24 protein-coding genes are annotated in these 23,479 nt (G+C 57.4%); 17 read left to right on the top strand and 7 right to left on the bottom strand.

What is annotated here, in order from left to right:
• Positions 1 to 48: 48 nt before the first annotated feature.
• From rsfS to AC2FJE_RS20980, 3 genes are read left to right on the top strand one after another with little or no spacing between them, the layout of a single operon-like run.
• Positions 49 to 408 (top strand): ribosome silencing factor, encoded by a 360-nt coding sequence (gene rsfS / locus AC2FJE_RS20990; RefSeq protein WP_058276550.1) that lies wholly within the window; start codon positions 49 to 51, stop codon positions 406 to 408.
• A 44-nt stretch (positions 409 to 452) separates the two neighbouring features.
• A complete protein-coding gene (gene rlmH / locus AC2FJE_RS20985; protein WP_496757936.1) occupies positions 453 to 923 on the top strand; it encodes a 23S rRNA (pseudouridine(1915)-N(3))-methyltransferase RlmH in 471 nt (156 codons plus the stop codon).
• A gap of 1 nt (position 924) precedes the next feature.
• Complete coding sequence (locus AC2FJE_RS20980; RefSeq protein ID WP_282170872.1) at positions 925 to 1,410, top strand: flavodoxin family protein; 486 nt, start codon at positions 925 to 927, stop codon at positions 1,408 to 1,410.
• 3 nt (positions 1,411 to 1,413) lie between these two features.
• Here the strand turns inward: AC2FJE_RS20980 and AC2FJE_RS20975 are convergent, their stop codons facing one another.
• Together AC2FJE_RS20975 and AC2FJE_RS20970 are read right to left on the bottom strand one after the other, a co-directional pair.
• On the bottom strand, positions 1,414 to 1,761 hold the full coding sequence (locus AC2FJE_RS20975) for a hypothetical protein (protein WP_496723557.1): 348 nt from the start codon (positions 1,759 to 1,761) through the stop codon (positions 1,414 to 1,416).
• 35 nt (positions 1,762 to 1,796) lie between these two features.
• Positions 1,797 to 2,507 carry a DUF599 domain-containing protein gene (locus tag AC2FJE_RS20970; protein ID WP_058273022.1) on the bottom strand — a complete coding sequence of 237 codons (711 nt, stop codon included), beginning with the start codon at positions 2,505 to 2,507 and terminating at the stop codon, positions 1,797 to 1,799.
• A gap of 80 nt (positions 2,508 to 2,587) precedes the next feature.
• On the opposite strand from AC2FJE_RS20970, the gene AC2FJE_RS20965 reads away from it, so the two are divergent.
• The 6 genes from AC2FJE_RS20965 to AC2FJE_RS20940 all read left to right on the top strand — a co-directional run bounded on the left by AC2FJE_RS20965 (position 2,588) and on the right by AC2FJE_RS20940 (position 8,789).
• The gene (locus tag AC2FJE_RS20965; protein ID WP_496761445.1) at positions 2,588 to 4,024 is read left to right on the top strand and encodes an FAD-linked oxidase C-terminal domain-containing protein; all 1,437 of its coding nucleotides are present in this window, start codon (positions 2,588 to 2,590) and stop codon (positions 4,022 to 4,024) included.
• A gap of 28 nt (positions 4,025 to 4,052) precedes the next feature.
• The gene (locus AC2FJE_RS20960; protein ID WP_496757940.1) at positions 4,053 to 5,153 is read left to right on the top strand and encodes an FAD-binding protein; all 1,101 of its coding nucleotides are present in this window, start codon (positions 4,053 to 4,055) and stop codon (positions 5,151 to 5,153) included.
• Positions 5,154 to 5,157: 4 nt separating this feature from the next.
• Positions 5,158 to 6,474 carry a glycolate oxidase subunit GlcF gene (gene glcF / locus AC2FJE_RS20955; protein WP_496761442.1) on the top strand — a complete coding sequence of 439 codons (1,317 nt, stop codon included), beginning with the start codon at positions 5,158 to 5,160 and terminating at the stop codon, positions 6,472 to 6,474.
• 118 nt (positions 6,475 to 6,592) lie between these two features.
• Positions 6,593 to 7,387: a trypsin-like serine peptidase gene (locus tag AC2FJE_RS20950; RefSeq protein WP_496757947.1), complete on the top strand. Its 795-nt coding sequence runs from the start codon at positions 6,593 to 6,595 to the stop codon at positions 7,385 to 7,387.
• Positions 7,384 to 8,199: a trypsin-like serine peptidase gene (locus AC2FJE_RS20945; RefSeq protein ID WP_496757948.1), complete on the top strand. Its 816-nt coding sequence runs from the start codon at positions 7,384 to 7,386 to the stop codon at positions 8,197 to 8,199. The genes AC2FJE_RS20950 and AC2FJE_RS20945 overlap by 4 nt, the downstream gene beginning before the upstream one ends.
• Positions 8,200 to 8,321: 122 nt before the next feature.
• Positions 8,322 to 8,789 carry an Hsp20 family protein gene (locus tag AC2FJE_RS20940; protein ID WP_058276541.1) on the top strand — a complete coding sequence of 156 codons (468 nt, stop codon included), beginning with the start codon at positions 8,322 to 8,324 and terminating at the stop codon, positions 8,787 to 8,789.
• A gap of 254 nt (positions 8,790 to 9,043) precedes the next feature.
• Here AC2FJE_RS20940 and AC2FJE_RS20935 read toward each other — a convergent pair whose 3' ends face one another.
• The 3 genes from AC2FJE_RS20935 to AC2FJE_RS20925 all read right to left on the bottom strand — a co-directional run bounded on the left by AC2FJE_RS20935 (position 9,044) and on the right by AC2FJE_RS20925 (position 13,821).
• Entirely contained in the window at positions 9,044 to 9,733 is a 690-nt protein-coding gene (locus tag AC2FJE_RS20935) for a hypothetical protein (RefSeq protein WP_496757950.1), read from the bottom strand.
• Between the two features lie 300 nt (positions 9,734 to 10,033).
• Positions 10,034 to 12,217, bottom strand: a complete 2,184-nt coding sequence (locus AC2FJE_RS20930; RefSeq protein WP_496757952.1) for an esterase-like activity of phytase family protein — start codon at positions 12,215 to 12,217, stop codon at positions 10,034 to 10,036.
• Positions 12,218 to 12,345: 128 nt separating this feature from the next.
• Entirely contained in the window at positions 12,346 to 13,821 is a 1,476-nt protein-coding gene (locus AC2FJE_RS20925; protein WP_058276539.1) for an NAD-dependent succinate-semialdehyde dehydrogenase, read from the bottom strand.
• 283 nt (positions 13,822 to 14,104) lie between these two features.
• On the opposite strand from AC2FJE_RS20925, the gene AC2FJE_RS20920 reads away from it, so the two are divergent.
• The 8 genes from AC2FJE_RS20920 to AC2FJE_RS20885 are packed head-to-tail and all read left to right on the top strand — an operon-like array spanning position 14,105 to position 21,318.
• On the top strand, positions 14,105 to 15,184 hold the full coding sequence (locus AC2FJE_RS20920; RefSeq protein ID WP_472722402.1) for a coiled-coil domain-containing protein: 1,080 nt from the start codon (positions 14,105 to 14,107) through the stop codon (positions 15,182 to 15,184).
• An 8-nt stretch (positions 15,185 to 15,192) separates the two neighbouring features.
• Entirely contained in the window at positions 15,193 to 15,525 is a 333-nt protein-coding gene (locus tag AC2FJE_RS20915; RefSeq protein WP_472722401.1) for a hypothetical protein, read from the top strand.
• Complete coding sequence (locus AC2FJE_RS20910) at positions 15,522 to 16,640, top strand: hypothetical protein (protein ID WP_496761439.1); 1,119 nt, start codon at positions 15,522 to 15,524, stop codon at positions 16,638 to 16,640. The genes AC2FJE_RS20915 and AC2FJE_RS20910 overlap by 4 nt, the downstream gene beginning before the upstream one ends.
• A 22-nt stretch (positions 16,641 to 16,662) precedes the next feature.
• On the top strand, positions 16,663 to 18,594 hold the full coding sequence (locus AC2FJE_RS20905) for an AAA family ATPase (protein WP_496761438.1): 1,932 nt from the start codon (positions 16,663 to 16,665) through the stop codon (positions 18,592 to 18,594).
• Positions 18,591 to 19,061, top strand: coding sequence for a hypothetical protein (locus AC2FJE_RS20900; protein ID WP_282120931.1), 471 nt, complete (start codon positions 18,591 to 18,593; stop codon positions 19,059 to 19,061). The genes AC2FJE_RS20905 and AC2FJE_RS20900 overlap by 4 nt, the downstream gene beginning before the upstream one ends.
• Positions 19,058 to 20,395, top strand: coding sequence for a DUF6638 family protein (locus AC2FJE_RS20895; protein WP_496761433.1), 1,338 nt, complete (start codon positions 19,058 to 19,060; stop codon positions 20,393 to 20,395). The genes AC2FJE_RS20900 and AC2FJE_RS20895 overlap by 4 nt, the downstream gene beginning before the upstream one ends.
• Complete coding sequence (locus AC2FJE_RS20890) at positions 20,396 to 20,662, top strand: hypothetical protein (RefSeq protein ID WP_109311285.1); 267 nt, start codon at positions 20,396 to 20,398, stop codon at positions 20,660 to 20,662.
• An 11-nt stretch (positions 20,663 to 20,673) separates the two neighbouring features.
• Positions 20,674 to 21,318, top strand: a complete 645-nt coding sequence (locus AC2FJE_RS20885) for a DUF1523 family protein (protein ID WP_496699640.1) — start codon at positions 20,674 to 20,676, stop codon at positions 21,316 to 21,318.
• Between the two features lie 62 nt (positions 21,319 to 21,380).
• Here the strand turns inward: AC2FJE_RS20885 and AC2FJE_RS20880 are convergent, their stop codons facing one another.
• Together AC2FJE_RS20880 and AC2FJE_RS20875 are read right to left on the bottom strand one after the other, a co-directional pair.
• Complete coding sequence (locus tag AC2FJE_RS20880; RefSeq protein WP_496757970.1) at positions 21,381 to 22,475, bottom strand: flagellar basal body P-ring protein FlgI; 1,095 nt, start codon at positions 22,473 to 22,475, stop codon at positions 21,381 to 21,383.
• Positions 22,472 to 23,479, bottom strand: a complete 1,008-nt coding sequence (locus AC2FJE_RS20875) for a flagellin (protein ID WP_282120927.1) — start codon at positions 23,477 to 23,479, stop codon at positions 22,472 to 22,474. The genes AC2FJE_RS20880 and AC2FJE_RS20875 overlap by 4 nt, the downstream gene beginning before the upstream one ends.

Here is a 23,479-nt window from a genome sequence, read left to right as displayed (position 1 = left end):
TCTCTACATACACAGGCGGGTTTGCCCGCCGATGATGGGGCCAATGTAGTGGCCCACTCTCAGTCAATCAGCGACAAGCTGCTTGAACGTATCCTTTCCTCACTTTCCGATGACAAGGCCGAAGATGTCGTGCAGATCAACCTGCAAGGCAAGTCGTCTGTCGCGGATCACATGGTCATTGCGTCCGGGCGTTCGACACGTCAGGTCTCGGCCATGGCGGAAAAGCTGACGGATCGCATCAAGCAGGAATTCGGTTTCACCTCGAAGGTCGAAGGCAAGGATGCCGGCGACTGGGTGCTGATCGATACGGGCGACGTGATCGTCCATATCTTCCGCCCCGAAGTGCGTGAATTCTATCAGCTGGAAAAGATGTGGCTGCCTCAGGGTGGCAGCGCCTCAGCCAACTGAGGCGCCATCCCGGCCTGCATTAACAGGCCGGAGGCGAGAGAAATATGCGTATAAGCATTTGTGCGGTCGGGCGATTGCGTGCCGGACCGGAGAAGACCCTGCTTGACGATTATCTGACCCGATTTGACCGGACCGGCCGCGCGCTGGGCCTTGGTCCTGCGCGCGTGGTTGAGGTCGAAGACAAGAAAAACGCAGGCATGGGCGCCGAGGCCGCGTTGCTGCGCAAGGCCCTGCCCAAAGGCGCGGTGATCTGCACACTGGATGAACGCGGGCGGGTGATTTCCTCGCCTGATTTTGCCAAGAAACTGGGTGGCTGGCGCGATGCCGGGCGGCAGGATCTGGCATTGATCATTGGCGGTGCGGACGGAATAGACGCTGATCTGCGGGCCGAGGCCGATTTTTCCATCTCATTCGGGTCGATGGTCTGGCCGCATATGCTGGTCCGTGTGATGCTGGCCGAGCAACTTTACCGGGCCGCGACCATCCTGTCGGGCGGTCCCTATCACCGGGTTTGACATGGCGCAGCTTCTGATTGTCTACCATTCGCGCACTGGCGGAGCCCGTCAAATGGCCCAAGCCGCCGCGGCTGGAGCGCGGGACGAAGCGGAAACGGTTCTGAAAACTGCAGATCAGGCGACCCCTGAGGATTTGCTGGCCGCGGATGGGTTTATCTTCTGCGCGCCCGAGAATCTGGCCGCGATTTCAGGTTTGATGAAAGAGTTCTTTGATCGCTGCTACTATCCTGTGCTGGGCAAGATCGAAGGACGGCCCTATGCCCAGATGATCTGTGCCGGGTCTGATGGCGAGAATGCGGCCCGCCAAACTGCGCGGATCGCCACTGGTTGGCGCTTGAAAGAGGTTCAGTCGCCGCTAATCATCTGTACCCATGCGCAAACGCCCGAGGCTATTCTGGCCGAAAAGACCATCCCGCAAAACCAACTGGATGAGTGCCGTGATATTGGGGCTGCGTTGGGTGCGGGTCTGGCGCTGGGTGTGTTCTGAAGATCAGTTCAGTGTGACCAACGTCGTCTCGTCACCCCAGCCATCGACACTGCACCGCGCCTGAATCTGAACCTGAGACACGCCATCTGGAATCGCCACCCCGGATAGTGAGCGTGTAAAGGGCTGCTCGTTCTCATGTGGATGATGCAATACGCGCATGCCCAGTTCATTGCCGTCCATGTCCAGAACGCGCCAGCCATCAGCATAGTGATCCCACCCGGTATCGGGATGGCGGATCGTCACGTCGAATCGCCACGTGTCACCGCTTTGGCTGGCCGCCACTTTTTCAATCACAGAGGGGTCGGCAAGCGCCGGGCTGGCGAGAAGAAGGCTGAGAATCATATACCGCATGTGGCGATCCTAGGCTGTGTCCGTCGGCTTCGCGATCACGAATCCGTGTCGCCCGGTTGGGACAGCAGGACCAGCCGGGAATGCGACGCAAACTCGCGCCGGTATAGAACGCCAAACGTGATCGCCGTGCCCAGCAACAGCGCCACCGGCCCAAGTATCCAGGCAACGGATGCCAGGGCAAAATAGGTCACGCGCAAACCGCGGTTAAAGCTGCGCGCCGCGGTGACGCAAATCTCGGCCGCTTGTGCTGCGCGCGGATAGGCTTGTGGGTCCGATGGTTCATTGGGCACCGAGGCCATCAGAACCGCGCAATAGCCAAACAACCGGTGCGCCCAGACATATTTCAGGAATGCATTGGCCAGAAAAAGGATGATGATCAGAATCTTGATCTCCCACACCATGGCCGGTGCGCTGCCGATGGCCAGATCATTGGCGACACCCGCAAGGCGTTCGGTATTGCCCAGCAAAGCCAACCCGCCCCCGACAGCGATCATCGTAGTCGAGGCGAAGAACGTGCTGCCCTGCCGCATCGCCGCGACCACCTGCGCATCGAACATTCGGGGCTGCCGAGTGACCATTTCCCGCATCCACTCTCGACGATAGTCATCCATCATCATCGTAACAGAACTCTTGTTAGGGGAGGGGTTTTCGATCCGCCACCCGATCCAGAGCCAAGCAATTAGCAGCACGGCAATTGCCGCATAGTCCAGCGGTGAAAAAAGTTGTGCCCGATCAATCCACGTCATGCGGCGACCTTAGGGCCAGACATGAGAACTTGCCAGATGGAGAAATTGGTAATATTATTTTACCAAATGGAGGATCAGCCATGGAAATGCCAACGCCAAATCCTGACGTTCTGCGCCGCAAGGCCGTGGTTCTTCAACGTTTGTTGCAGGTCTTGCCCGAAGAGGCGGTTATTCACGAGCCGTCCGAGACACGTGCTTATGAATGCGACGCACTGACGGCGTATAGGTGCCCTCCGATGCTGGCGGTGCTGCCGTCGACCACGCAAGAGGTCTCGGACGTTCTACGCATCTGCAACGAGGAAGGCGTTCCAGTGGTTCCGCGCGGGTCGGGTACTTCCTTGGCAGGTGGCGCGTTGCCAACAGCGGATTGCGTCATCCTTGGAGTCGCCCGGATGAACGAGGTGCTGGAGGTCGACTATGACAACCGCTTCATTCGCGTTCAATCAGGCCGCACGAACCTGAGCGTGACCGGTGCGGTCGAGGAAGACGACTTCTTCTATGCGCCAGATCCGTCCTCACAGCTCGCCTGTGCCATTGCTGGGAACATCGCCATGAACTCAGGCGGGGCGCATTGTCTGAAATACGGCGTGACTACCAACAACCTGTTGAGCGTAAAGATGGTGCTGATGGATGGCAGCGTGGTCGAGATTGGCGGCGCGCATCTGGACTCTGGCGGCTTGGACCTGTTGGGAGTCATCTGCGGGTCTGAAGGGCAGTTGGGCGTGGTGACTGAAGCCACGCTGCGTATCCTGCGCAAACCCGAAGGTGCACGACCCGTGCTGATGGGGTTTGATGACAACGAGGTCGCCGGGCAATGCGTCTCGGACATTATCAAGTCGGGCATCCTGCCGGTTGCGATCGAATTCATGGATACTCTGTGCATCAAAGCCTGTGAAAATTTCGCCCATGCCGGTTACCCCGACTGCACCGCTTTGCTGATTGTCGAGGTCGAAGGGTCCGAGGCCGAGATGGACTATCAGTTGTCAAAGATCATCGAAATCGCCAAGCGCCACAATCCGGTCGAACTGCGCGAAAGCCAGTCGGCCGAAGAAAGCGCGAAAATCTGGCTGGGGCGCAAGTCGGCCTTTGGTGCTATGGGGCAGTTGAACGACTACATGTGTCTGGACGGCACGATCCCGGTGTCGTCCTTGCCGAAAGTGCTGCGCCGGATTGGCGAAATGAGCGAACAATACGGCTTGCCGGTCGGCAACGTGTTTCATGCAGGCGATGGCAACATGCACCCGTTGATCCTGTTCGATGCCAACAAACCCGGTGATCTAGAGAAATGTGAGGCGTTCGGAGCTGATATCCTGAAGCTTTGCGTAGATGTGGGTGGCTGCCTGACAGGTGAGCACGGGGTTGGGATCGAAAAGCGCGATCTGATGTCCCACCAATACGCGCCTGCGGACCTTGAGGCGCAAATGGCCGTAAAGGACGTGTTCGATCCAAAGTGGTTGCTGAACCCCGCCAAGGTGTTCCCATTGCAGGCGTCTAAATCCCGGCGCATCGCTGCTTAAAATACGGCTCTAACAAAGAAGAATTTCCATGTATCCAAAGACAGAAGCCGAACTGGCCGAGATGGTGGCCGGGTTAGATGAACCAGTGCGAATTACCGGCGGCGGTACGCGTGGCGTCGCGGGGCCGGACATGGCTATTCAAACCAGCGGGCTGACCGGGATCACGCTGTATGAACCCGGCGCGCTGACGCTGGTGGCGAAGGCCGGCACGCCGATTGGAGAGATTGAGGCCGCATTGGACGCTGAAGGTCAGCAATTGGCCTTTGAGCCTATGGATCACCGGGGACTGCTGGGAACCAGTGGCACACCGACCATAGGCGGTGTTGTGGCGGCCAACATATCTGGGCCCCGGCGGGTACAGGCAGGGGCATGCCGCGATTTTCTGCTGGGCGTGCGCTATGTCGATGGCATGGGGCAGGTCGTCAAGAATGGCGGCCGGGTCATGAAGAACGTCACCGGCTATGATCTGGTCAAACTAATGGCGGGATCCTGGAGCACTCTGGGTGTTTTGACCGAAGTGTCGTTGAAGGTACTGCCCAAGCCCGAAGTCGCCGCAACGATGTCTGTTCAGGCGCACGATGTGACCACCGCAATTGCAGCGCTGTCCGCCGCATTGAAATCCCCTTTTGAAGTCAGCGGAGCAGCGTACGACCCAGACATGGGGTGCGCCTTACTGCGCCTCGAAGGATTTGCGAGTTCGGTGACATACCGGTCGGATCAACTGAAATCCCTACTGTCTGTTTTCGGCGAGGTTGCCGAACTTGAGCATCCTGGCACATTGTGGGCCGACCTGCGTGATGCAGCCGGTTTCCACGAACAAAGCGGTGATGTCTGGCGCATTTCGGTCAAACCCTCGGATGCGCCGGACATCGTTGCGCGCATCCGGGCAGATCGGACGTTGTTTGATTGGGGTGGCGGGTTGATCTGGGCCTTGGTGCCGGTTGGAACTGATCTGCGGGCGCAATTAGGCGCGTTTGACGGTCACGCAAATATCGTGCGGGCAGGACAGGATACACTTGCCGAACTGGGGCGTTTTCAACCGGAGGCGCATGGTATTGCGGCTCTAACCAAGGGTATTCGTCAAAGATTCGACCCCCGCGGTTTGTTTAATCCGGGGTTGATGGGGTAAGCCGATGCAGACGACGTTCACCGAAAAGCAGTTGCAAGATCCCGCGATCCAAAGATCAAATGAAATCCTGCGAAACTGCGTCCATTGTGGGTTTTGCACAGCCACATGCCCGACATATCAGGTGCTGGGGGACGAGTTGGATAGTCCACGGGGGCGCATTTACCTGATCAAGGACATGCTGGAAAACGAGCGTGTGCCGGATGAGAAAACGGTCAAGCATATCGACCGCTGCCTGTCTTGCCTGGCCTGTATGACCACATGCCCATCGGGGGTGCACTATATGCATCTGGTCGACCACGCGCGGGAATACATCGAAGAGAACTACAAACGCCCCTTCTCGGATCGAGCGCTGCGTTGGGTGTTGGCTCAGATCCTGCCTTATCCGATGCGGTTCCGCTGGGCTTTGATCGGGGCGAAGCTCGGGCGGCCATTCCGCTTTCTGATGCCTGATGCCCGGTTGCGTGCCATGCTGGACATGGCACCCAAACATATCCCGCCCGTTAGTCGCAATGACGACCCGCAGAGATTTCCGGCCAAGGGACCGCAGCGCAAGCGCGTTGCTCTGATGACGGGTTGTGCGCAAAAAACTTTGAATACTGACATTAACGACGCAACTATTCGACTTTTGACCAGGGCGGGATGCGAGGTCGTCGTGGCTGAAGGGGCAGGGTGCTGCGGCGCGCTGACCCATCACATGGGCAAGACCCGCGAAAGCCATGAGGCCGCAAAGGCCAACATCAGGGCCTGGACCGCAGAAATGCACGGCGACGGGCTGGACGCCATTGTCATCAACACCTCGGGCTGCGGCACGACGGTCAAGGATTATGGCCATATGTTTCGCAACGATCCCATAATCGAAGACGCGGCGCGGGTGTCATCGATTGCAATGGATATCAGCGAACTGCTGATCCAGCTGGAACTGCCTGAAGGTGAAGAAAGGGGCCTGACCGTTGCATATCATGCAGCTTGTTCTTTGCAGTACGGTCAAAAGATCAAAGCTCATCCCAAAACTCTGCTGAAACAGGCCGGTTTTGCTGTGTTAGAGCCTACAGATAGTCATCTGTGCTGCGGCAGCGCGGGAACTTACAACCTGATGCAGCCCGAGATTTCGGGCAAGCTGAAGGACCGCAAGGTCAAAACGCTGGAAGCCAAAAAGCCGGACGTGATCGCGGCGGGCAATATCGGATGCATGATGCAGATCGGCTCTGGCACGGACATTCCCGTGCTGCACACGGTCGAGCTTTTGGATTGGGCAACCGGCGGGCCGGTGCCGCGGGCCTTGCGTGAACCAGCCAAACCTGAGGTTCCGGTCCTTAGATAGACCATGCTGATGCAACAGCGCACCACTCGCCCTGTTAATCGGACGCGGGCGTCATCGCCCTATTTTTGCCGCACCGGAGACGTAGGAAAATACGTCAACAGCAAAGCCGGAGTGCCATTTGCGAAACTGGATCACAGCATTGGCGCTGGCTTTGACGCCGTTGTCCGCCGCAGCCCAGGATACCGGGTTGAAAAGCCTGGAAACCACCGATGCGGGGCGCGCGTGGATGGCGGTAGGGCGCCTGGATATCAACGACGGCGCCGGGTTTTGCACCGGGACACTGATTTCTCCGACCCAGGTTTTGACGGCTGCCCATTGTCTGTTCGATAAGGTAACTGGTCAGCGGATTGACCTGGCAGAGGTCGAGTTTCTGGCCGCCTGGCGTCTTGGCCGTGCATCGGCCTATCGGGCCGCACGTCGCGCTGTTGTTCACCCGGACTACGAATACAGCACCGAGGCAACGGCCTCGCGGCTATACAATGACATCGCGCTGATCGAGCTGTGGCAACCGATCCGCAATACGAGCGTAATTCCGTTCGAGACCGGAGACCGCCCGTCCCGAGGTGCCGAAGTGGGGGTCGTGTCCTACGCACAGGATCGGGCCGAGGCCCCCTCGTTGCAAGAAGTGTGCTCGGTCATGACGCGCACATCCAACGTTTTGGTGTTGTCCTGTGACGTCGAGTTCGGGTCGTCGGGCGCGCCGGTCTTTTCCTTTGAAGGGGACCGGCCGCGCATCGTTTCGGTCGTCGCAGCCAAGGCCGAATTCAACGGGCAGCGCGTGGCGGTTGGCACCGCGGTCGAAGATTCATTGGAGCTGCTGCAGGCAGAATTGTCGGCTGGCCGCGGATTTGGCGTGTCTTCCTCCCAAGGTGGGGCACGCCGCAACATTGGAGCAAGGTTCATAAAACCATGAGTCGCTTTTTTCTGAATTTTCTTTTGTTTCTTTCAATTTCCGCTTCTGCAACTTACGCCCAGACCGCCAAGCGTAAACTGACGGACCGCGATGACCTTTACGGGTGGGAGGCGGTTGGACGTCTGGACATCGGCGATGACGGGTTTTGCACAGGCACCCTGATTGCGCAGGATCTGGTTTTGACCGCTGCGCACTGTGCGTTGGACAAGGCCACCGGCGAACCGTACCCGCCGGGAATGGTGACTTTTCGGGCGGGGTTGAGCGGCGAGGACGCATTAGCCGACCGCAAGGTAATTCAAATCGCGGCGCACCCGGATTTCGTGGCAAACGGCCCGGTGTCGGCACCGCGGGTGAAGGTTGATGTGGCTCTGATGCGTCTGGACGAGCCAATCCCATATTCCATCGCCGATCCTTTTGCCCTGCATCAGGGTAGGGTCTCGGGAAATGAGGTCAGCCTGGCCTCATACGGGCGCGGTCGGTCCGAGGCGATTACACGTGAAAGGTCCTGTCGGATATTAGATCGAGACCAGGGATTGATAACTTTCAACTGCGATATCACCTTTGGGTCCTCAGGTTCTGCCTTACTTGCCAAAAACGGCCCGCGTTGGCAGATTCTGTCTGTGGTTTCCGCAGTCGCGTCCAACGGGTATCAGAAAGTAGGGTTTGGCATGGAACTATCTGGAATCGTTTCCGAACTAAAGGCGGACTTGCGACGCGATGCCCCGCGTCCACAGGCAACGATCCGCCGGTTGCAGGTCGGGTCCGGCAAGTCGAATTCCGGCGCGAAATTCATCAGCTCAGGCGGGGGTTGAACTCGATCAAATTGCTACCCATGTGAACTGTATCGGGTCGCCACGAACGGGGCCCGTATCAACCAGATGCCCGTCCGAACGGAGGGCAGAACACAGATCGCTCTGATATGAGGATATGACACATGCGTAGTTTTGATTTTGCACCCCTGCACCGTGCCACCGTTGGTTTTGACCAGATCGCCGACATGATGGATCGCGTGCTGACCAATGATGTGGCTCAGCCGAGCTACCCGCCTTACAACATCGAAAAGACCGATGCCGACACTTATCGCATTTCGGTTGCAGTCGCCGGTTTTTCGGAGAATGACCTTTCGGTCGAAATGAAAGAAAACGCCCTTATCGTTGCTGGCAAAAAAGCCGCCGAGGATAAAGAGCGCAGCTACCTGCACCGTGGCATCGCCACCCGCGCGTTCGAACGCCGCTTTGCTCTGGCTGATCACGTACGGGTCATCGGCGCGAGCCATGAAAACGGCATGCTGAACATCGACCTGAAGCGCGAAGTGCCCGAGGCATTGAAACCGCGCCGGATCGAGATTTCTTCGGCCAATGCCATTGAAAAGGACGTGGTCGACGCCAAAGCCGTGAACTAAGGCGACCGCTATACGCCGCGATAATCGTTCCTCTCTGGATTATCGCACCACACGCCCCGCGTTCCTCCAGACGCGGGGCGTTGTGTTATAGCGAGGCTCTCAAATAGAGCCACTAGGGTATTGAGGTATCGTCGCGCTTGGCGAAAAAAATCCACGCTTCAGGTGTTTGCAGTTCGTTGGGGGGTCGAAGATTTCAACGGATTGCGATAGAGGACGCTCTGGTTTTACCCCCAACGAAGATGCGGGCTAGTTCTTCATTTTTTGTGCACGACCAGAACTTGGTCTTTGCGGTGTTTCTGATACCGCGCAGGTTCAATAATGCAGGCCGAAATCTGAGGAATTAGTGCGTTAAATTCTTCGGCTATGGATGGGTCTGAATGTGTAAATTCTCGGTCATTCTGAAAGCTACGAAAAAGTGCGGCAGTCTTTGTTATGCCCGCTAATTCATAGGTTTTTGGCTGCCACCTCAAATCTTCGATAATATAGAGCCCTCCTGAAGCGAGCTTCGGAAAAACCTCTAAAAAAGCACTCTGTTGATGATGACTTGCATGACTTGCATCATCGATCACGATATCTGGCGCTGGGTCAATCTTGCCTGCTGTATTTGCAATTTCCTCTCGGTTATTCATGTCACACCGGTGAAATGTGAAGCGTTCGTGTTCAAACCACGAGAAATCGGAGACATCCAAGCCATGAATTTGTGCCTTCGAAAAGTACTCAAGCCACATTCGAATAGAGGGGCAATCTTTGGTAGCTCGATCTTTGTCGACCCCGTGCTCAGGTCCACCGATCAGAAGGCCCATCTCTAGAAAAACAATTTCGCTATGACGGTAAGGGTGAAACAGCAAATGGTAGAGTTCGGTGTATCGATGTTTTGATGAACCTTTGTCTGATCCATAGCGATCTGCCAATTCGGTCAGATTCTCAGCCTCACTTATGCTCATTCGGCTTACCCTTGGCTTTGCGGTCTATTCGCTTTGATTAAACTCAACACTGCGTTGGTGTAAACTCCCGGAAATCCGGACAAGCCATTTGCTACCAAGCTCCTGGTATTGCCGGCGCCCAAAATGTCACGAATTTCTTGATGGGTCTGCGAGAAGAACGGGGCAGTGTCATTTTCGATACGCGCGATAAAATCACTGATAAAACCCAATTCCTAACTGAGGTATCGCCTTGGTTTCTAGAGCATTGACCACCAAGCCCCGCGCGCAATACGCGGGGCTCAACATAATTCGAGATAGCGCTCAGTTCCCAGCCGTAACCGATCCAATCGACCAGAACATCGTCTCGCCCGAAGCATCGTCGACGCCGTCATTGTCGGTCATCACAAACGCCTCGCCCGAGGGCAGGATGGCCAGACCTTCGATCTTGTCCAGAACGTAACCGCCGGTCGAGGTCAGATCGGGCAGCAGGTCGCGGACCTCTTGCTTGCTGACCACGGGCAGGGGACCGCCCAGCGGCGCCGGAGTCATTTCCGACAACGGGATGCGGTAGATCTTTTTGGTCACGGCGCGGTGGTCATGTTGATTGTCGCGCTCGATGACATAGACATGGTCACCAAATGCCACGATTTCCGACAGGCCAACCCAGCCTTTTTCCGGGTCAGCCTTGGGATAGTGCACTGCACCCCATTCCTTGGTGTCCAGATTGTACGCGACCAGTTTCACGTGGTTCTTGGGGTCGTCCTTCCATTCGCGCTGAACGGCCATCCACAGGGTGTCGCCAACCTTGGTGATGCCCTCAAAGCCAAAACGCTTTTCGACTGCCATCAGTTCCGGCGGCAGGCCGATCTCGCCTTTGCGATCCTTGATCAGGCCATCAGCGGACACGTGGTAAATCGCATGCGGGATAACACGGTCAGTACGCCCTTCGGAGGCGACGTAGAACCCGCCTTTACCGTCCAGCGTGATGCCCTCCAGATCCAGTTTCTGTGCCGGGTTTCCGTCCTGACGGTGAATGCGGATCACGTCCACGATGCGGGCGGGCTGCTGGCTGGGGTCGATCTTAAAGATCGAAGGCTGGAAGCCATAAAAGCTGTCGTTGACCGCGTAGATCATGCCGTCCTCAGCTGCCACCAGACCGGACAGCGCGCCCCAGCCGATCAGCTCACCCGTGCCTGCGGAGGTCAGATGCGGATAGGTGGCCGGGGCGTCCTGATATTCGTAGATCATCACGTGTGCACGCGGGCCACCGTCTTCAATCAGGTCCTTTTCATTGGCCGAGATCAGCAGGTTGCGTTCCGGGATCGCAACATAACCTTCGGGGCCAACACCCGAGGGCAGCAGCTGTTTCAGCACGGGGTTGGCCGGGTCGGTGGCGTCATAGACACCCACGACCGAGGCGCGCTCGGCCCCTATAAAGATCATTGGTGTGTCACCGAAGGTCGCTGCGGTCACACTTTCAGGCTCAACACCTTTGCTGTCCGAGCGTTTGTCCGGGTAGTGACCGATCTGAATGATAGCCTTCTCAAACTCGGTGCCGTTCTCGTAAACAACGGTGCCGTCCTTGTGGAAGATCGTCCAGCCGCGCGAGCCGCCTTTGTAGTCACCTTCGTTGGCGGTTGCGAAATGGTTGTCGTCGATCCATTTCACTGCATCAGGCTCACGCAAACGGCCCGGCTGGCTTTCGGTGAAGATCAGCGCACCGCGTTCGTCGGTGGCGTCGATGCCTTCCAGATCCACGCTACCGGCCGAGAAATGGCTGATCACCTTGCCGTCTTTGTCCACGACCGCGATGTGGTTGTTTTCCTGCAGGGTGACGACAGTTTCGCCCAGACTATTGATGTCCACGAACTCGGGTTCGGGGTCGGTGGGGGCAACGTCGGCCAGACCGGTCAGCGAGGCCATCTTCATGCCCGCGCAATCCAATGCGCCGTCTTTCAGCGGCACCAGAGCCAGTGTTCCGGCAGGCAGCTGAGGGAGGACCCCGTCGTCCAGGTCTTCGTCACGCTCATTTTCGATGGCTACGGAAACAAAGTTGCCATCCGGGGCAATCGCGACACTGTCGGGCTGACCACCCAGGTCACAGGCACCGGTTTCCACCTTGCCTGCAATATCGACCGAGATCAGCTTGCCCGAAGGGACAGTATAGCTTTCCGAAGTGTTCACGCCCACAAAAGCCGTCGTGCCAACAATCCCCACGGATGTCGGCTCACCACCCACGTCCATCGCACCCAGTGGCGCGGGGTTCGCGGGGTCGGTGATATCGACCATACCAATCATACCCAGCGGGCTGTCCGTATAGACCAGCGTCATGCCATCAGCAGTCGCCGCGATGATCTCGGGCGAGGTTTCGCGGGTGGTATCCGCCCCCTCGGCCATATTTTTGACGACGGGGAAAGACGCAATTCGGTTGAAATTCATTTCTGCCGCTGCCTGACCGGCGGTCAGGGCAAGGGCAGATGTCAGGCAGACACAGCGCAATGACATCGGGTGGTATCCTCTCTCACTTGGATGAGAGGGGGATGAACGCGGGTCATTGCAGGGATGTGACGGTTTGTTTGCAGTTTTGTGACAAACCGAATGGCCCCGGCGCTGTGCTCCGGGGCCTTTTCAGATCAGACCGACAGGCAGACGTACTTCATTTCAAGATAATCTTCCATGCCGTGATGGCTGCCTTCGCGGCCCAGGCCGGATTGTTTGACACCGCCAAACGGGCCGAGCTCGGTCGAGATGATACCGGTGTTCACGCCGACGATGCCGTATTCCAGAGCCTCGGCCACTTTGTACACCCGGCTCAGGTCCTTGGCGTAGAAATATGAAGCCAGACCAAAGATCGTATCGTTGGCCATTGCGATGACGTCATCTTCGTCTTCGAACTTGAACAGGGGCGCGAGCGGGCCAAAGGTTTCGTCCTGTGCGACCATCATGTCCTGCGTCACGCCGGTCACGATGGTGGGCTGGAAGAAGGTGCCGCCCAGATCATGCGGCAGACCTCCGGTCAGAACCGCGCCGCCCTTGTCGGTAACGTCTTTGATGTGTTCCTCGACCTTGGCGACCGCTTCTTCGTTGATCAGCGGACCGGTGGTGGTGCCATCGGCCAGACCGTCACCGATTTTCAGCGCTTCGACGGCGGCTTTCAGTTTGGCCGCGAATTCATCGTACACGCCCGCCTGCACATAGATGCGGTTGGCGCAGACGCAGGTTTGGCCGTTGTTGCGGAACTTGCACATCATCGCGCCTTCGACAGCCGCATCCAGATCAGCGTCGTCAAACACGATGAACGGAGCGTTGCCGCCCAGCTCCATCGAGCATTTCATGACCTGATCGGCCGCCTGTTTCAGCAAGATGCGACCTACTTCGGTCGAGCCGGTGAAGGTCAGTTTGCGCACGCCGGGGTTTTCGCAGAATTCCTTCCCAATCTCGCTGGCGCTGGAGGACGGCAATACGTTGAACACACCAGCCGGAATGCCAGCCTGTTCGGCCAGAACGCCCATGACCAATGCGGACAGCGGTGTTTCCTTGGCTGGGCGCGCAACAAAGGCGCAGCCAGCCGCCAGCGCTGGAGCTGCCTTGCGGGTGATCATCGCATTGGGAAAGTTCCAGGGCGTGATCGAGGCCGCAACACCGATCGGCTGTTTCAGCACCATGATCCGCTTGTCGCGCTGGTGACCGGGGATCGTCTCGCCATAAACGCGCTTGGCCTCTTCGCCGAAGAACTCGATGAACGACGCGCCATAGCCGATCTCGCCAACGGCCTCGGCCAGCGGTTTGCCTTGCTCGGCGGTCAGGATCTTGCCCAGATCTTCGGCGTTTTCCATCATCAGGTCGTACCAGCGACGCAGAATCACGGCGCGTTCCTTGCCGGTCAGCTTGGCCCATTCCTTTTGCGCGGCCTCAGCTTGTGCGATCGCGCCGGCGACTTGCGCGCGGCTCAGGTCTGCGACTTCGGCTACGACGTCGCCGCGCGCCGGGTTGGTCACGGCAAAGGTGCCATTGTCCCCGTCGACCCACTGACCGCCGATATAGGCTTTGGTTACAAGCAGATCGGGGTTTTTCAGGATTGATTTCAGGTCGGTTGTCGCGTCCAGCATAGGTCAGCCTCCGGCAATAAAAATTTGTTAGCACTCAAACATGTGCCTCCCGGATTGTCTATGGCCACCCGTGGGGTCAGATCAATCCAGTTTTCGTATGGTAAACGTGACGTTTTTTGCCTACCGGAGCGCATTCATGCGATCTGAGGCCAAAGTGTCAACCCGCCTATCTTTTTTTGGCGGAGTTTGCCAAAGTTCCACAGGATTGGTTGCCCAAGGGGATGTAAATGATCGTAACATCTCCTATCTTGTTGGGTGCATAATTAAAAAAGGAATAGGACAGATGTCGAACCAGCAGTTTGATGCGTTGATTGAGGAAACGCAGCAAAAAGTGCGCGAAAGCCAGTCTCAGATCGAAGGGCTGACATCCCGGATTGAAGCCGCGCGTTCTAAGATCGGCTCTGCCGAGGCCGACATCGACATCGAAAACGCCACACTTGAGGATGTGCACGCCCATACCGAGGTGATGAACGCCAATATCGCTGAGTTGATCATGGGTCTGGACGACGTCACCAGCGCCTTTTCCAAGGATTTCGATGAGATGCGCTCGAAGTCCGGGTGGGAGACGTTTGTCGGCATCTTCTCGAAAGGAAAATCCGAGTCGATGCGGCAGGAACGCATGCGCACCGCCAATATCGACGACAAGCTGCAGGACCTGATCGCCAAATCCGACGTAATCGTTCAATTGCTGCAAGGGCAGTTATCCGTGTTGGAAGAACAGCGGGTGAAGGTCGAGGAAAACCTGACCGGTACGCTGGACGACCGCGAGGCGACGGTGGCCGAGTTGGAGGCGCTGCGGGCCGAGATTCAGGATATGGATCCGACGATCATAACTCTGGAAAACAAGATCAGTGTCGAACAGGATGCCGCCGCGCGGACCCAGTTGGAGACTGAACTGGCCGAGCTGAACAAGCAATACAACGCCAAGGTTCAGGACGAGCAGGTCAAGCTGGCCAAGTCGCAGACGCTCGAGCGCTATATCGAGAAGGGCAAGACCTGGGTCGATTCACTGCAAAACCAGGCGGCGACGCAGATGGTGCTGATCAACAAGCTACAGACAGACACGCAGCAGCGTGTGGTGCTGTATGACGCCCTGACCAAATCGCTGAAAACCGCGCAGCAGCAGGACGTGGCCCACCGCATCAACGAGATCGGCGTGCAGACCGACCAGGAGGCGCAAACCGCCATGGCCGCCATCGGCACCGCGACCAACCAGAAGATGGCCGACATGCTTGAAGCGCATGAGGACCACATGGTCTTTGCCCGCGATGTGCTGGAGAAAAAGGCCAAGGCAGACGAACGCTTTGCCCGCCGGTTTGCGTCGATTGTCGAGAAGCATGATAAGAATCTTTACGGTGGATGAAGTAAGCGTTGTACCAGAAACGAAACCAACCACTTCGCATAAAAAGCATCAGAGAGCTTGATCCGAAATTCAAACCAAGATGGTTTCGGATATTCATTCGGCTGGTTTTGGTCGGCATGATTTCAATGGTTGTTTTATTCCTTGGAGCAATCTTGGAAATTCAATGGCTTGCTTGGACAGGGCTTGCTGTCGTCGGTGCGGTTGTAGCTTCGATCTTCGTTGTTGAGATCGGGTCTAAGTTATTATCCCTCGCCGGTTACTGGATTCCATGGGCTGGCCTTAAAGCTGCTCAGATGGAGGCTTGGCTGGAACGCGATTTGGATTGGGGTGGTTGGAAATGACTGACCTCACCCAAGACCATGTCGGCCTGACCGACACTTTCGCCTCGCGCCGCTATTTCCGCAAATTCGAGGTGATCACCGTCCACCTCCTGCGCGTGGCCGCAACGATGGAGGCGGAAGGCGCGATCAGCAAGCAAGAGGTGCGGATCGTGTCGCGTTACCTCTCGGGGCTGCTCTATACCTTCCGCGCGCTTTCCATGAAATACCTGTTGGTCGGGCGCGATACGGGGCGGTTCTTTGGCAGCCTCGCCATGGATAAGCGCGACAGCGGGTTTCCGGTGGCGGCCGAATTGCTGACCATGGCCAATGACGCGCAGCAGGCGCAGGTGCATCTGGCGAATATGCCCTCGGAAGACGACCTGAAAACCGACATGGTCCGGACGATCATTGGCGATCAGGAAATTCCGACCAGGCTGCAATTCGCCCTGTCTCAAAGGCTCTATTACGAGGAATTGTTAAAGGGTCAGCTGTTCTGGGCCCGCAATGATCCCGAATGCCACTGGATCGGAAATGAGGGCGAGCGGCGCAAGTTTATGATCCACTGGGCGGTTTATGACAGCCAGATCAACCTGCCGGTCATCTACTTGATGCAGTTGGAGGATAGCGGCAAGACGGCTTTGCCCAAGGATCAGCGTCGATGGCCCGAGGTGCAGGCGCATCTGATGGCGCAAAGCTTAGGCGGTCTGAAACTGGTGACCATTGCCAAAGGCTTCGATCAGGATTTCGACGACCTGCACCCCAAACACCTGCGCCGCATCCACGTGGGACCGATGTATTCCTCGGCCTATACCGAGCAAACCGGCCCGTTGCGGCAGGTACTTGAGGATGCACAGGCACCGCAAGGTCAGGATTGGGCACTGGCCTGGACCACCGAAGAGCTGGAAAGCGAAGAGGTGATCGAAGAGCGCGCCGGATGGTTTTCCACAGTCGAGCGCGAAGTCTTCGCGCTGGACCCATTCGGCGGGCAAGGGGCCGAAACCGGGGCCACGCGCACCCAACGGTCGATCATCCTGCCCCAGCGCCCGTTTCAGGTGCTGGCTGAACGCAACCCGCCGGGGTTCGGTGATGTGCGCAAATTCGTGGTTAGCAAGAGCGGGCAGGTGCTGAGATATTGAAGACAACAAAGGCTATTTTCAAATGAGTTTGACGTCAGATCAAATGGAATTACGCGAAGACGACATTCGCAAACACTATCCAGCGGCGACCGCCTTGCTGAACGGGTTTGAACACGCGCCACGGATAGCCAAAGCGGTTGAGGTGGCGACCGAACTGTCTCCGGGCGTTTCAACTGGGCGGCGGTTTCGCTCCACGACGCCGGGGCTGGTGACACGCCGAACCGTGCGCGCAGCCGGAGTGCATCTGGTCGAACGAATTGAGGCCTCAGACGATGGCGATGTGTTGGTCTCGCCGCCTCAGGCGACCACGCAGCAGGCCATCCGCCGCGCCATTGCCATCGCTCTGGCTGTGGGTGAGGCCTATGCGGAACAGACCTCGCTGGCTGATCTGAAACGCGCGAATCTCGCTGGGGACTTGCCCGCCGCGCGCAAGACCGAATTCTCGGAACTGCTGACGGCGGAGGCTCTGATCACCTCGCACACGTTCGGCAATGCGCTGGCGTACTTGATGTCCTCGCATTTGGGTGAAACCACCGCCGATATCAGTGAGATCGAAGAGGTTTTGACCGATAATGGCCAACTTGCCCTGCATGGCGCGCTGTGGGAGCTGGACCAGACCCTCGCCAAACATGCCCCCGATGACGCCCATCTGATCGCCGCCACCAGCGCTTATGCCGAGCAACTGATGGAAAAGGCCGCGCTGCGCGCGCAGTCAGCAGGCCATCTGGCCCCGTTCCAGAACGCCGCCTGGCATATCGAGGCCGACGACCTGACAATCCGGGGGTTCGAACCGGCCTCCAAGGCCAAATCCACCACCCTGACCATGACGTTCAAAAAACCGAACGAGGTGGTCGGCAACCATATCGCCAAATATCAGGCGATGAAGCTGGCCAAGATGGTCATGGCCTATGACTTCGACCGCCGTCTGAACCCGTTCGCGGAACTCGGCGGGTTCATCTTTACCTTTATGGGGGATGGCAAACCGGGCACCGGCAAGACCACTCTGATTCAGATGATGGCGGGGCTGATCAACGATTATTGCCAGAACGCGGGTTATCCGTTCCGCTATCAGAACCTGAGTACCGACAATATCGACAGCTATCAGGGCAAATCCGGTCAAAACGCGAAGGCCTTTATCAACACGATCATCGACCCCTCGGTCATCGGCTTCGGCACCATCGACGATATCGACCAACTGGCGGGTAAGCGCGGTGACCGGCAATCCTCGGCCGGGCAGTTGGAAATCACCGCCGTGCTGATGGAGAGTTTTGCGGGCGCCAACACCGTCGTTCGGGGCAACTGCACCTTTGGCATGTTCTCGAACTACCCCGAGAATGTGGACGACGCCTTGCGCCAACGGGCGGGCGCGCGGTTCCTGGTGGACGGGCCGCAGACGCGCGAGGATTACATCGATATCCTGCACCTGCTGATGGGCCGCAATCACGACATCCCGCTGGGCGAACACGAGGCCTATGCCGCGCAGGAAATCAAAAAGGCTGTCGCTGCCAGTTTCGAAAGTCATTCCCGCCCGCACGAAGAGGCTCTGCTGCAGGTCTATGACCGGGTCTCCGGCGATATCGGCCAGATGGATACGATTGCCAAGATGGGCACCTACCTCAAGGCGATCCAGCAGGCGGATGAGCGCTTTACCGGCCGCGCGATCAAGAACATCACCGACGCGGTCAAGGTCCGCGCGATGGATTTCGAACTGCCCGACGAGTGGATGGAAAACCCCGACCTGTTCCTGTTCCGTGACTACGACACCAAGAAGGCGATGATCGAGGACCTGCGCCAGCCGATCACGGTCGAGATGGTGATGCAAGAGATCAACCGCTACGCCGATAGCGAGTTCCGCTATGCCGACAAGAGCGACGAGGTCGCCATCGAGAACGCCGTCCGCGAGATGGGCCGGATGGAAGAGGCCAAGCGGCGGTATTTGGAGGGGAAGGGTTGATCGACGGTCTGGGATTTTTTGTGTTCGCCATTTCCAGCATGGCGGTGTCCTGCCTTGTTGGCTGGCGTACAGGAAAAACAGGTTCAGAAAAACTAAACCGACTTAGGCTTCGCGCAGTATTGATTACTGTGGCGTTGTTTTTCACAGTCGTCCCCCTCGTCCCAGTAGCGATATCAATAGTGATATCAATCGTTTTGACCGGAGGTGTAGAAAGCTTAGACTACTTTCTAAGCATGGGGGCACTTTCCATATTCATTGTTCTTGTTGGTGTGATGTCCGGAATTGTTGGTCTCTGGGCAATATTGGTCTTGAGTGTCTTGTTTTGTCTGGCAACGCTTTCAATCAGTCGCCGTAGTTCTGGTAGCGGTGAATTGCTTTCTAAAGGTCAATTTGTCCGACTGGCCCAACAGGAAGAATTTCTCTGGAACGTTGAGGAAAAGAGCGCCGGACAGAAAGGATGCCAATGATCCGCCTCATCAAAAAAGGCCTGATGTTCGGCAACCTCGTCCACATCTCCAGCCCGGCTCTGGTCGAGCGGTATAACCGCGCGCTGCAGCATCTGGCGGGCAAGACCACGGCGCTGACGGATTTCCACATCGATATCTCGGGCTATTCACCCGAGGTGGGGATTGAGTTGGAGGATGAGCTCTACCTCAACCCCAACGGAGTCAACCGACAGTTCATTCTGTTGACGACCGAGCAGAAACGCGCGCCACTGCTGAACGTCAAATTCTCGACCTCGCGCGATATCCTGCGCGAATTCATCGAGATGAACGAGGCGCAACTGTTTGCCCTGACCGCCACCGATGCGGTGGCTGGAGAACTGGTGAACTCGGTCATCAAACTCACCACACCGCGCGATCTGCTGAACCTGCGCAAGATCGAGATTGAGGCCGACACCGCAGGCGGCACTCTGCGCAAGGCACAACAACTGGCGGGCATGGTCGAGCAGTTCAAAACCGAAGAGGACGCCTGGTTCGACGATGTGCTGATCGCCAAGATGATCGAAACGGCCAAGGAAACCGGCGACGTCACCCGCAATCCCGTCCGCCTGCGCCATACCGCCTTTGAACAGCGCAATTTCTGGACGGCGCACTTCGGTGGGCTCTACCTGTTCCCCGATCTGGATCATCCGGCGGTGATCTGTATGGGCGACAGACCCGACGATATGCCGATCAAATACGTTTTTGACCCATCTCAGCGGAACCAGATTGCCAAGTTCCTCGGGCTAAACGGCTTGGTCGAAACGATCATTGAGGCGCGCGGCGTGAATTCCGCCGCAATCCTGCAGCAGAAAATGGACTTCCTGACCGTGGATGCCGCAGCCGATGCAGGCGTTGACCTGACAGGGTTGGACCGTGGCGATATGCGACGGCTGGCGCGAAACCATTCGGATCGTCTGCCCGACGCCTATCACGGATTGGCGCAGCTGTTGCGCTGGGCAAAGGATGGCGGGCCGTGGCCGCGTATCACCTCGGATCACCCGGCCTATTTCTATACGCTGCGGGCGACCAACACACCGAACCGCGATCTGGTGAACATGCTGCTGGCGGAACTGGCCCCGTTGGACCCGCGTCAGGTGTTCATTTGCCATAAGGAACTGTTCTACCGCACCTATGCGACTTGGCCCGAGGCCAAAAAAGCCTATGTTGCCGACTTCCTTGCGCGCGAGTATCAGGTGGATAAGGCTGGCGCTCGGGCCGCACTATTCGGCCACGAACCGGATATGAGCGGTAATGACCGGATCAGCGAAGACATCATCGCACGCGTCGGCCCCTGGGGCGCAGTAGGGAGAAGTTAAATGTTCGTCGCACTGCGTTTCTTGATCCCGTTGCTGGTCGTTCTGACGGTCATTTATGTGGGCGTATCAATCTATTCCCGCTGGATACGGCGCAATAAGTTGATCGCCCATTGGGAGAAAAAGGGTCTGACCGGCGACCGCGATGCATTTGTCCAGCGAGGGCTAAAAAAGTACGACGGATCGTTTCGACGCAAACTGATCCTTGGGATTTACGTGGTGCCGCTGGGCCTGATCGCAATCCTGATTTATGTTACGAATTTCATGTGAGGGTTTCGCTGATGCGTTACATCAAATGGGCTATCATCATCCTGTTCTGGGGCACAATTGCCGCGGTGTTGAATTACACCCTTCCGCAGCACGATGTGGTTCGGATTTCGGATACCTATGAGAAACGGATCGACCCCGGTGAGAACAGCATCTTCTGGTCGGTTCATGACGTCGGCAGTGATGCGACAACGCCAAACCGCGATGTGTTTTTCATTCAGACCCGCAAGACCAACGGCAAGGTCATGGTGTATCGGAACGAAGACACGGGCTGGGGCTGGCCACCCTATTTTAAACTAAACTCGTCGAACCTGCAGGCCGAAGCCGCAGACTTGAAATCAACAAACGAAGCGCCTCGCTGGGTGGTTGTTCGCCACTACGGTTGGCGAAGTGAGTTCCTGTCGATTTTCCCGAATGCAGTGAAGATTTGGTCAGTAGACAGCCAAGACGTTCGGATTATTCCCTGGTTCAATATCATTTTCCTGACCTTATTCTTCGCGATAGTTTGGGCCCTTTGGGTCCGCTGGCGCCGGTTTCGCGAGGCGCGGGTTGATCCCGTGATCGAGAATATGGAAGATGGCCTTTATGCCGCTGGCGACGCCATAGAAGAGCAGGGCAGCAGGTTCCGAAAGTGGCTGAACAGTTGGAAATCCAAATAGTTTTTGGTGGGGCCGTTTGGCACCTCCCTCAGCCTTGGCGGTGACCTGTTGGCCTGAGTTCCTCAGCGTACGATAAATTCGGCGTGCAGCGCTCCGGCGGCTTTGATCGTCTTCAAAATGTCGATCATGTCGCGGGGCGACACCCCAAGCGCATTCAGACCTGCCACAACTTCGGACAAGGTTGCTGCTTCGGGTATTTCAGCCAGTCCGGTGCCTTCCTCTTCTTCTATTCCCGCGATTGTTCTGGGCACCACAACGGTTTCGCCGCGCGCGAAGGGGTTGGGTTGAACCGCAATCGGCGCCTCTTCGACTGTTAGCGTAAGGTTGCCCTGCGAGACCGCCACGCGGGATATCCGCACTTCCTGCCCCATCACAATCGTGCCCGAACGCTGATCGACCACGACGCGGGCCTTGGTTTCGGGTTCGACCAGAATGTTCTCGATCCGCCCAAGCGCGTGGGCGGTCGAAATTGCCTGCGTTGCCGCGATGTTCAGCTCAACCGTCCCGGAATCGCGCATGATGGCCACCGCGCGGTTGAACTCGGTATTGATGGCAAGCTCGATCCTGCCTGCCGTAGTAAAATCAGGCTCTCGCAAAGCAAGGCGCATCTGGGTAAGCGCCGAAAGTTCGAAATCGATTTCACGTTCCACCCTTGCTCCGGAGGGGATCACTCCGGCAGTAGGAACGCCCTGCACAACCGAGGCGGCCTCTCCCTCAGCCGACACGCCGCCTGCCAAAACGGTGCCTTGCGCAACAGCGTAAATCTGCCCGTCAGCAGCGTTCAATGGCGTCATGATCAGCGTACCGCCCAGTAGACTTTTGGAATCTCCGATGGCAGAGACCGTCACGTCGATCTGCCCCCCAACGCGCGAAAAAGGCGGCAGGCTTGCAGTCACTAGAACAGCGGCCACGTTTTTGGGGCGGAAGTCCTCGCCGTTGACGTTGACGCCCAACCTTTCGAGAATGTTGGACATGATCTCTTCGGTAAAGGGCGAATTCCTGAGCCCGTCACCGGTTCCATTCAGCCCCACAACCAGACCGTAACCGACCAGATCGTTTCCGCGGACTCCGTCGAAGTCCACCAGATCTTTCAGTCGGATCGCGCCGGCGGAGGCCAGGCCAGGAAGCAACATCAGAAGAAAAACAAGAACTCTCATCTCAGGAAATTCACCAGCGACAGGTTCGCGTTGCGAACGGTGACCGAATACAGGCTTTCCAGTTGGAACTGCACGGTTTGCAACTGAGTGGCGGTTTCATAGGGATCCGCCGCGATCAATTTGCTTCGGCTGCTTTGCAGGCTGGTCCGCGCCGCATTATTTCGCGTTTGCGCCTGTTCGATTCGAGCCTCGGTCGCGCCGACATCGGCGCGCAGCCCCACCAACTGATCCTTGGCGTTGACCAGATCGACGCCCAATTGTTTGAACAGGGCCGTTCTTTGTTGCGTCGGGACATTCAGACCGCTGTCCGCGACCACGGCTGCGACTGCAATGTCGCGAATTGCGGCTTTGATGGCTGGGTCGGTCGCTGTCACAGGAATTGAAACGCTTTCATTCTCGGATATCTGCATGGGGGCCAGTTTTGTGCCGGATCCCTGATAAATTACCGCATCGAAACCGGTAGGATCGTTGAACCAATCCTCTGCCCTCTGCCGGATGTCCGCGACAGTAGCTGCGCCCGTCAACTCGGCCTCTAGCGCGGTGATCAGCGTGTCAGCGGACGGAAGCGGAGAGACATCCGTTGCGGTGCCTGAGTAAAGGCTGCGCCCTCCGGCGCGGGTGTTCAACGCAGATACGATCGCGTCCAGTTCGTTTCTGGCCTGAGCCGATGCGTTTTCGTGGGTCACCGCCTGATTTGAGGTGCCAAAGGACAGAAGTGAGGCGGTAATCCCCTCAACAGCGCCGGCAACTGTGTTCAGGCTCAGCTGCATCGCATCCGTGAACAACCCGGCTTCGGCGGTCGATACTTTGAACGCATCCAGTCTGGACAGGCTGCGATCCAGATCCAGCAGATGAGAGTAATCACCGTCCAAATGGCCAGACAAGTCCTGAACCCGTCCGGATGACAATTCGTAGGACAGTGTTTCGATCTGATTTTTGATCTCGGTCGACCGGGTTCTCAGCGTCAATCCGCGCGCCAGATCACCTATGGATGTCAAATTCAT

This window comes from Ruegeria sp. CDSC002 (genome assembly GCF_059610905.1).
The sequence above is the reverse complement of the archived record's forward strand: the minus strand, read 5'-3'. Positions and strand labels throughout refer to the sequence as shown.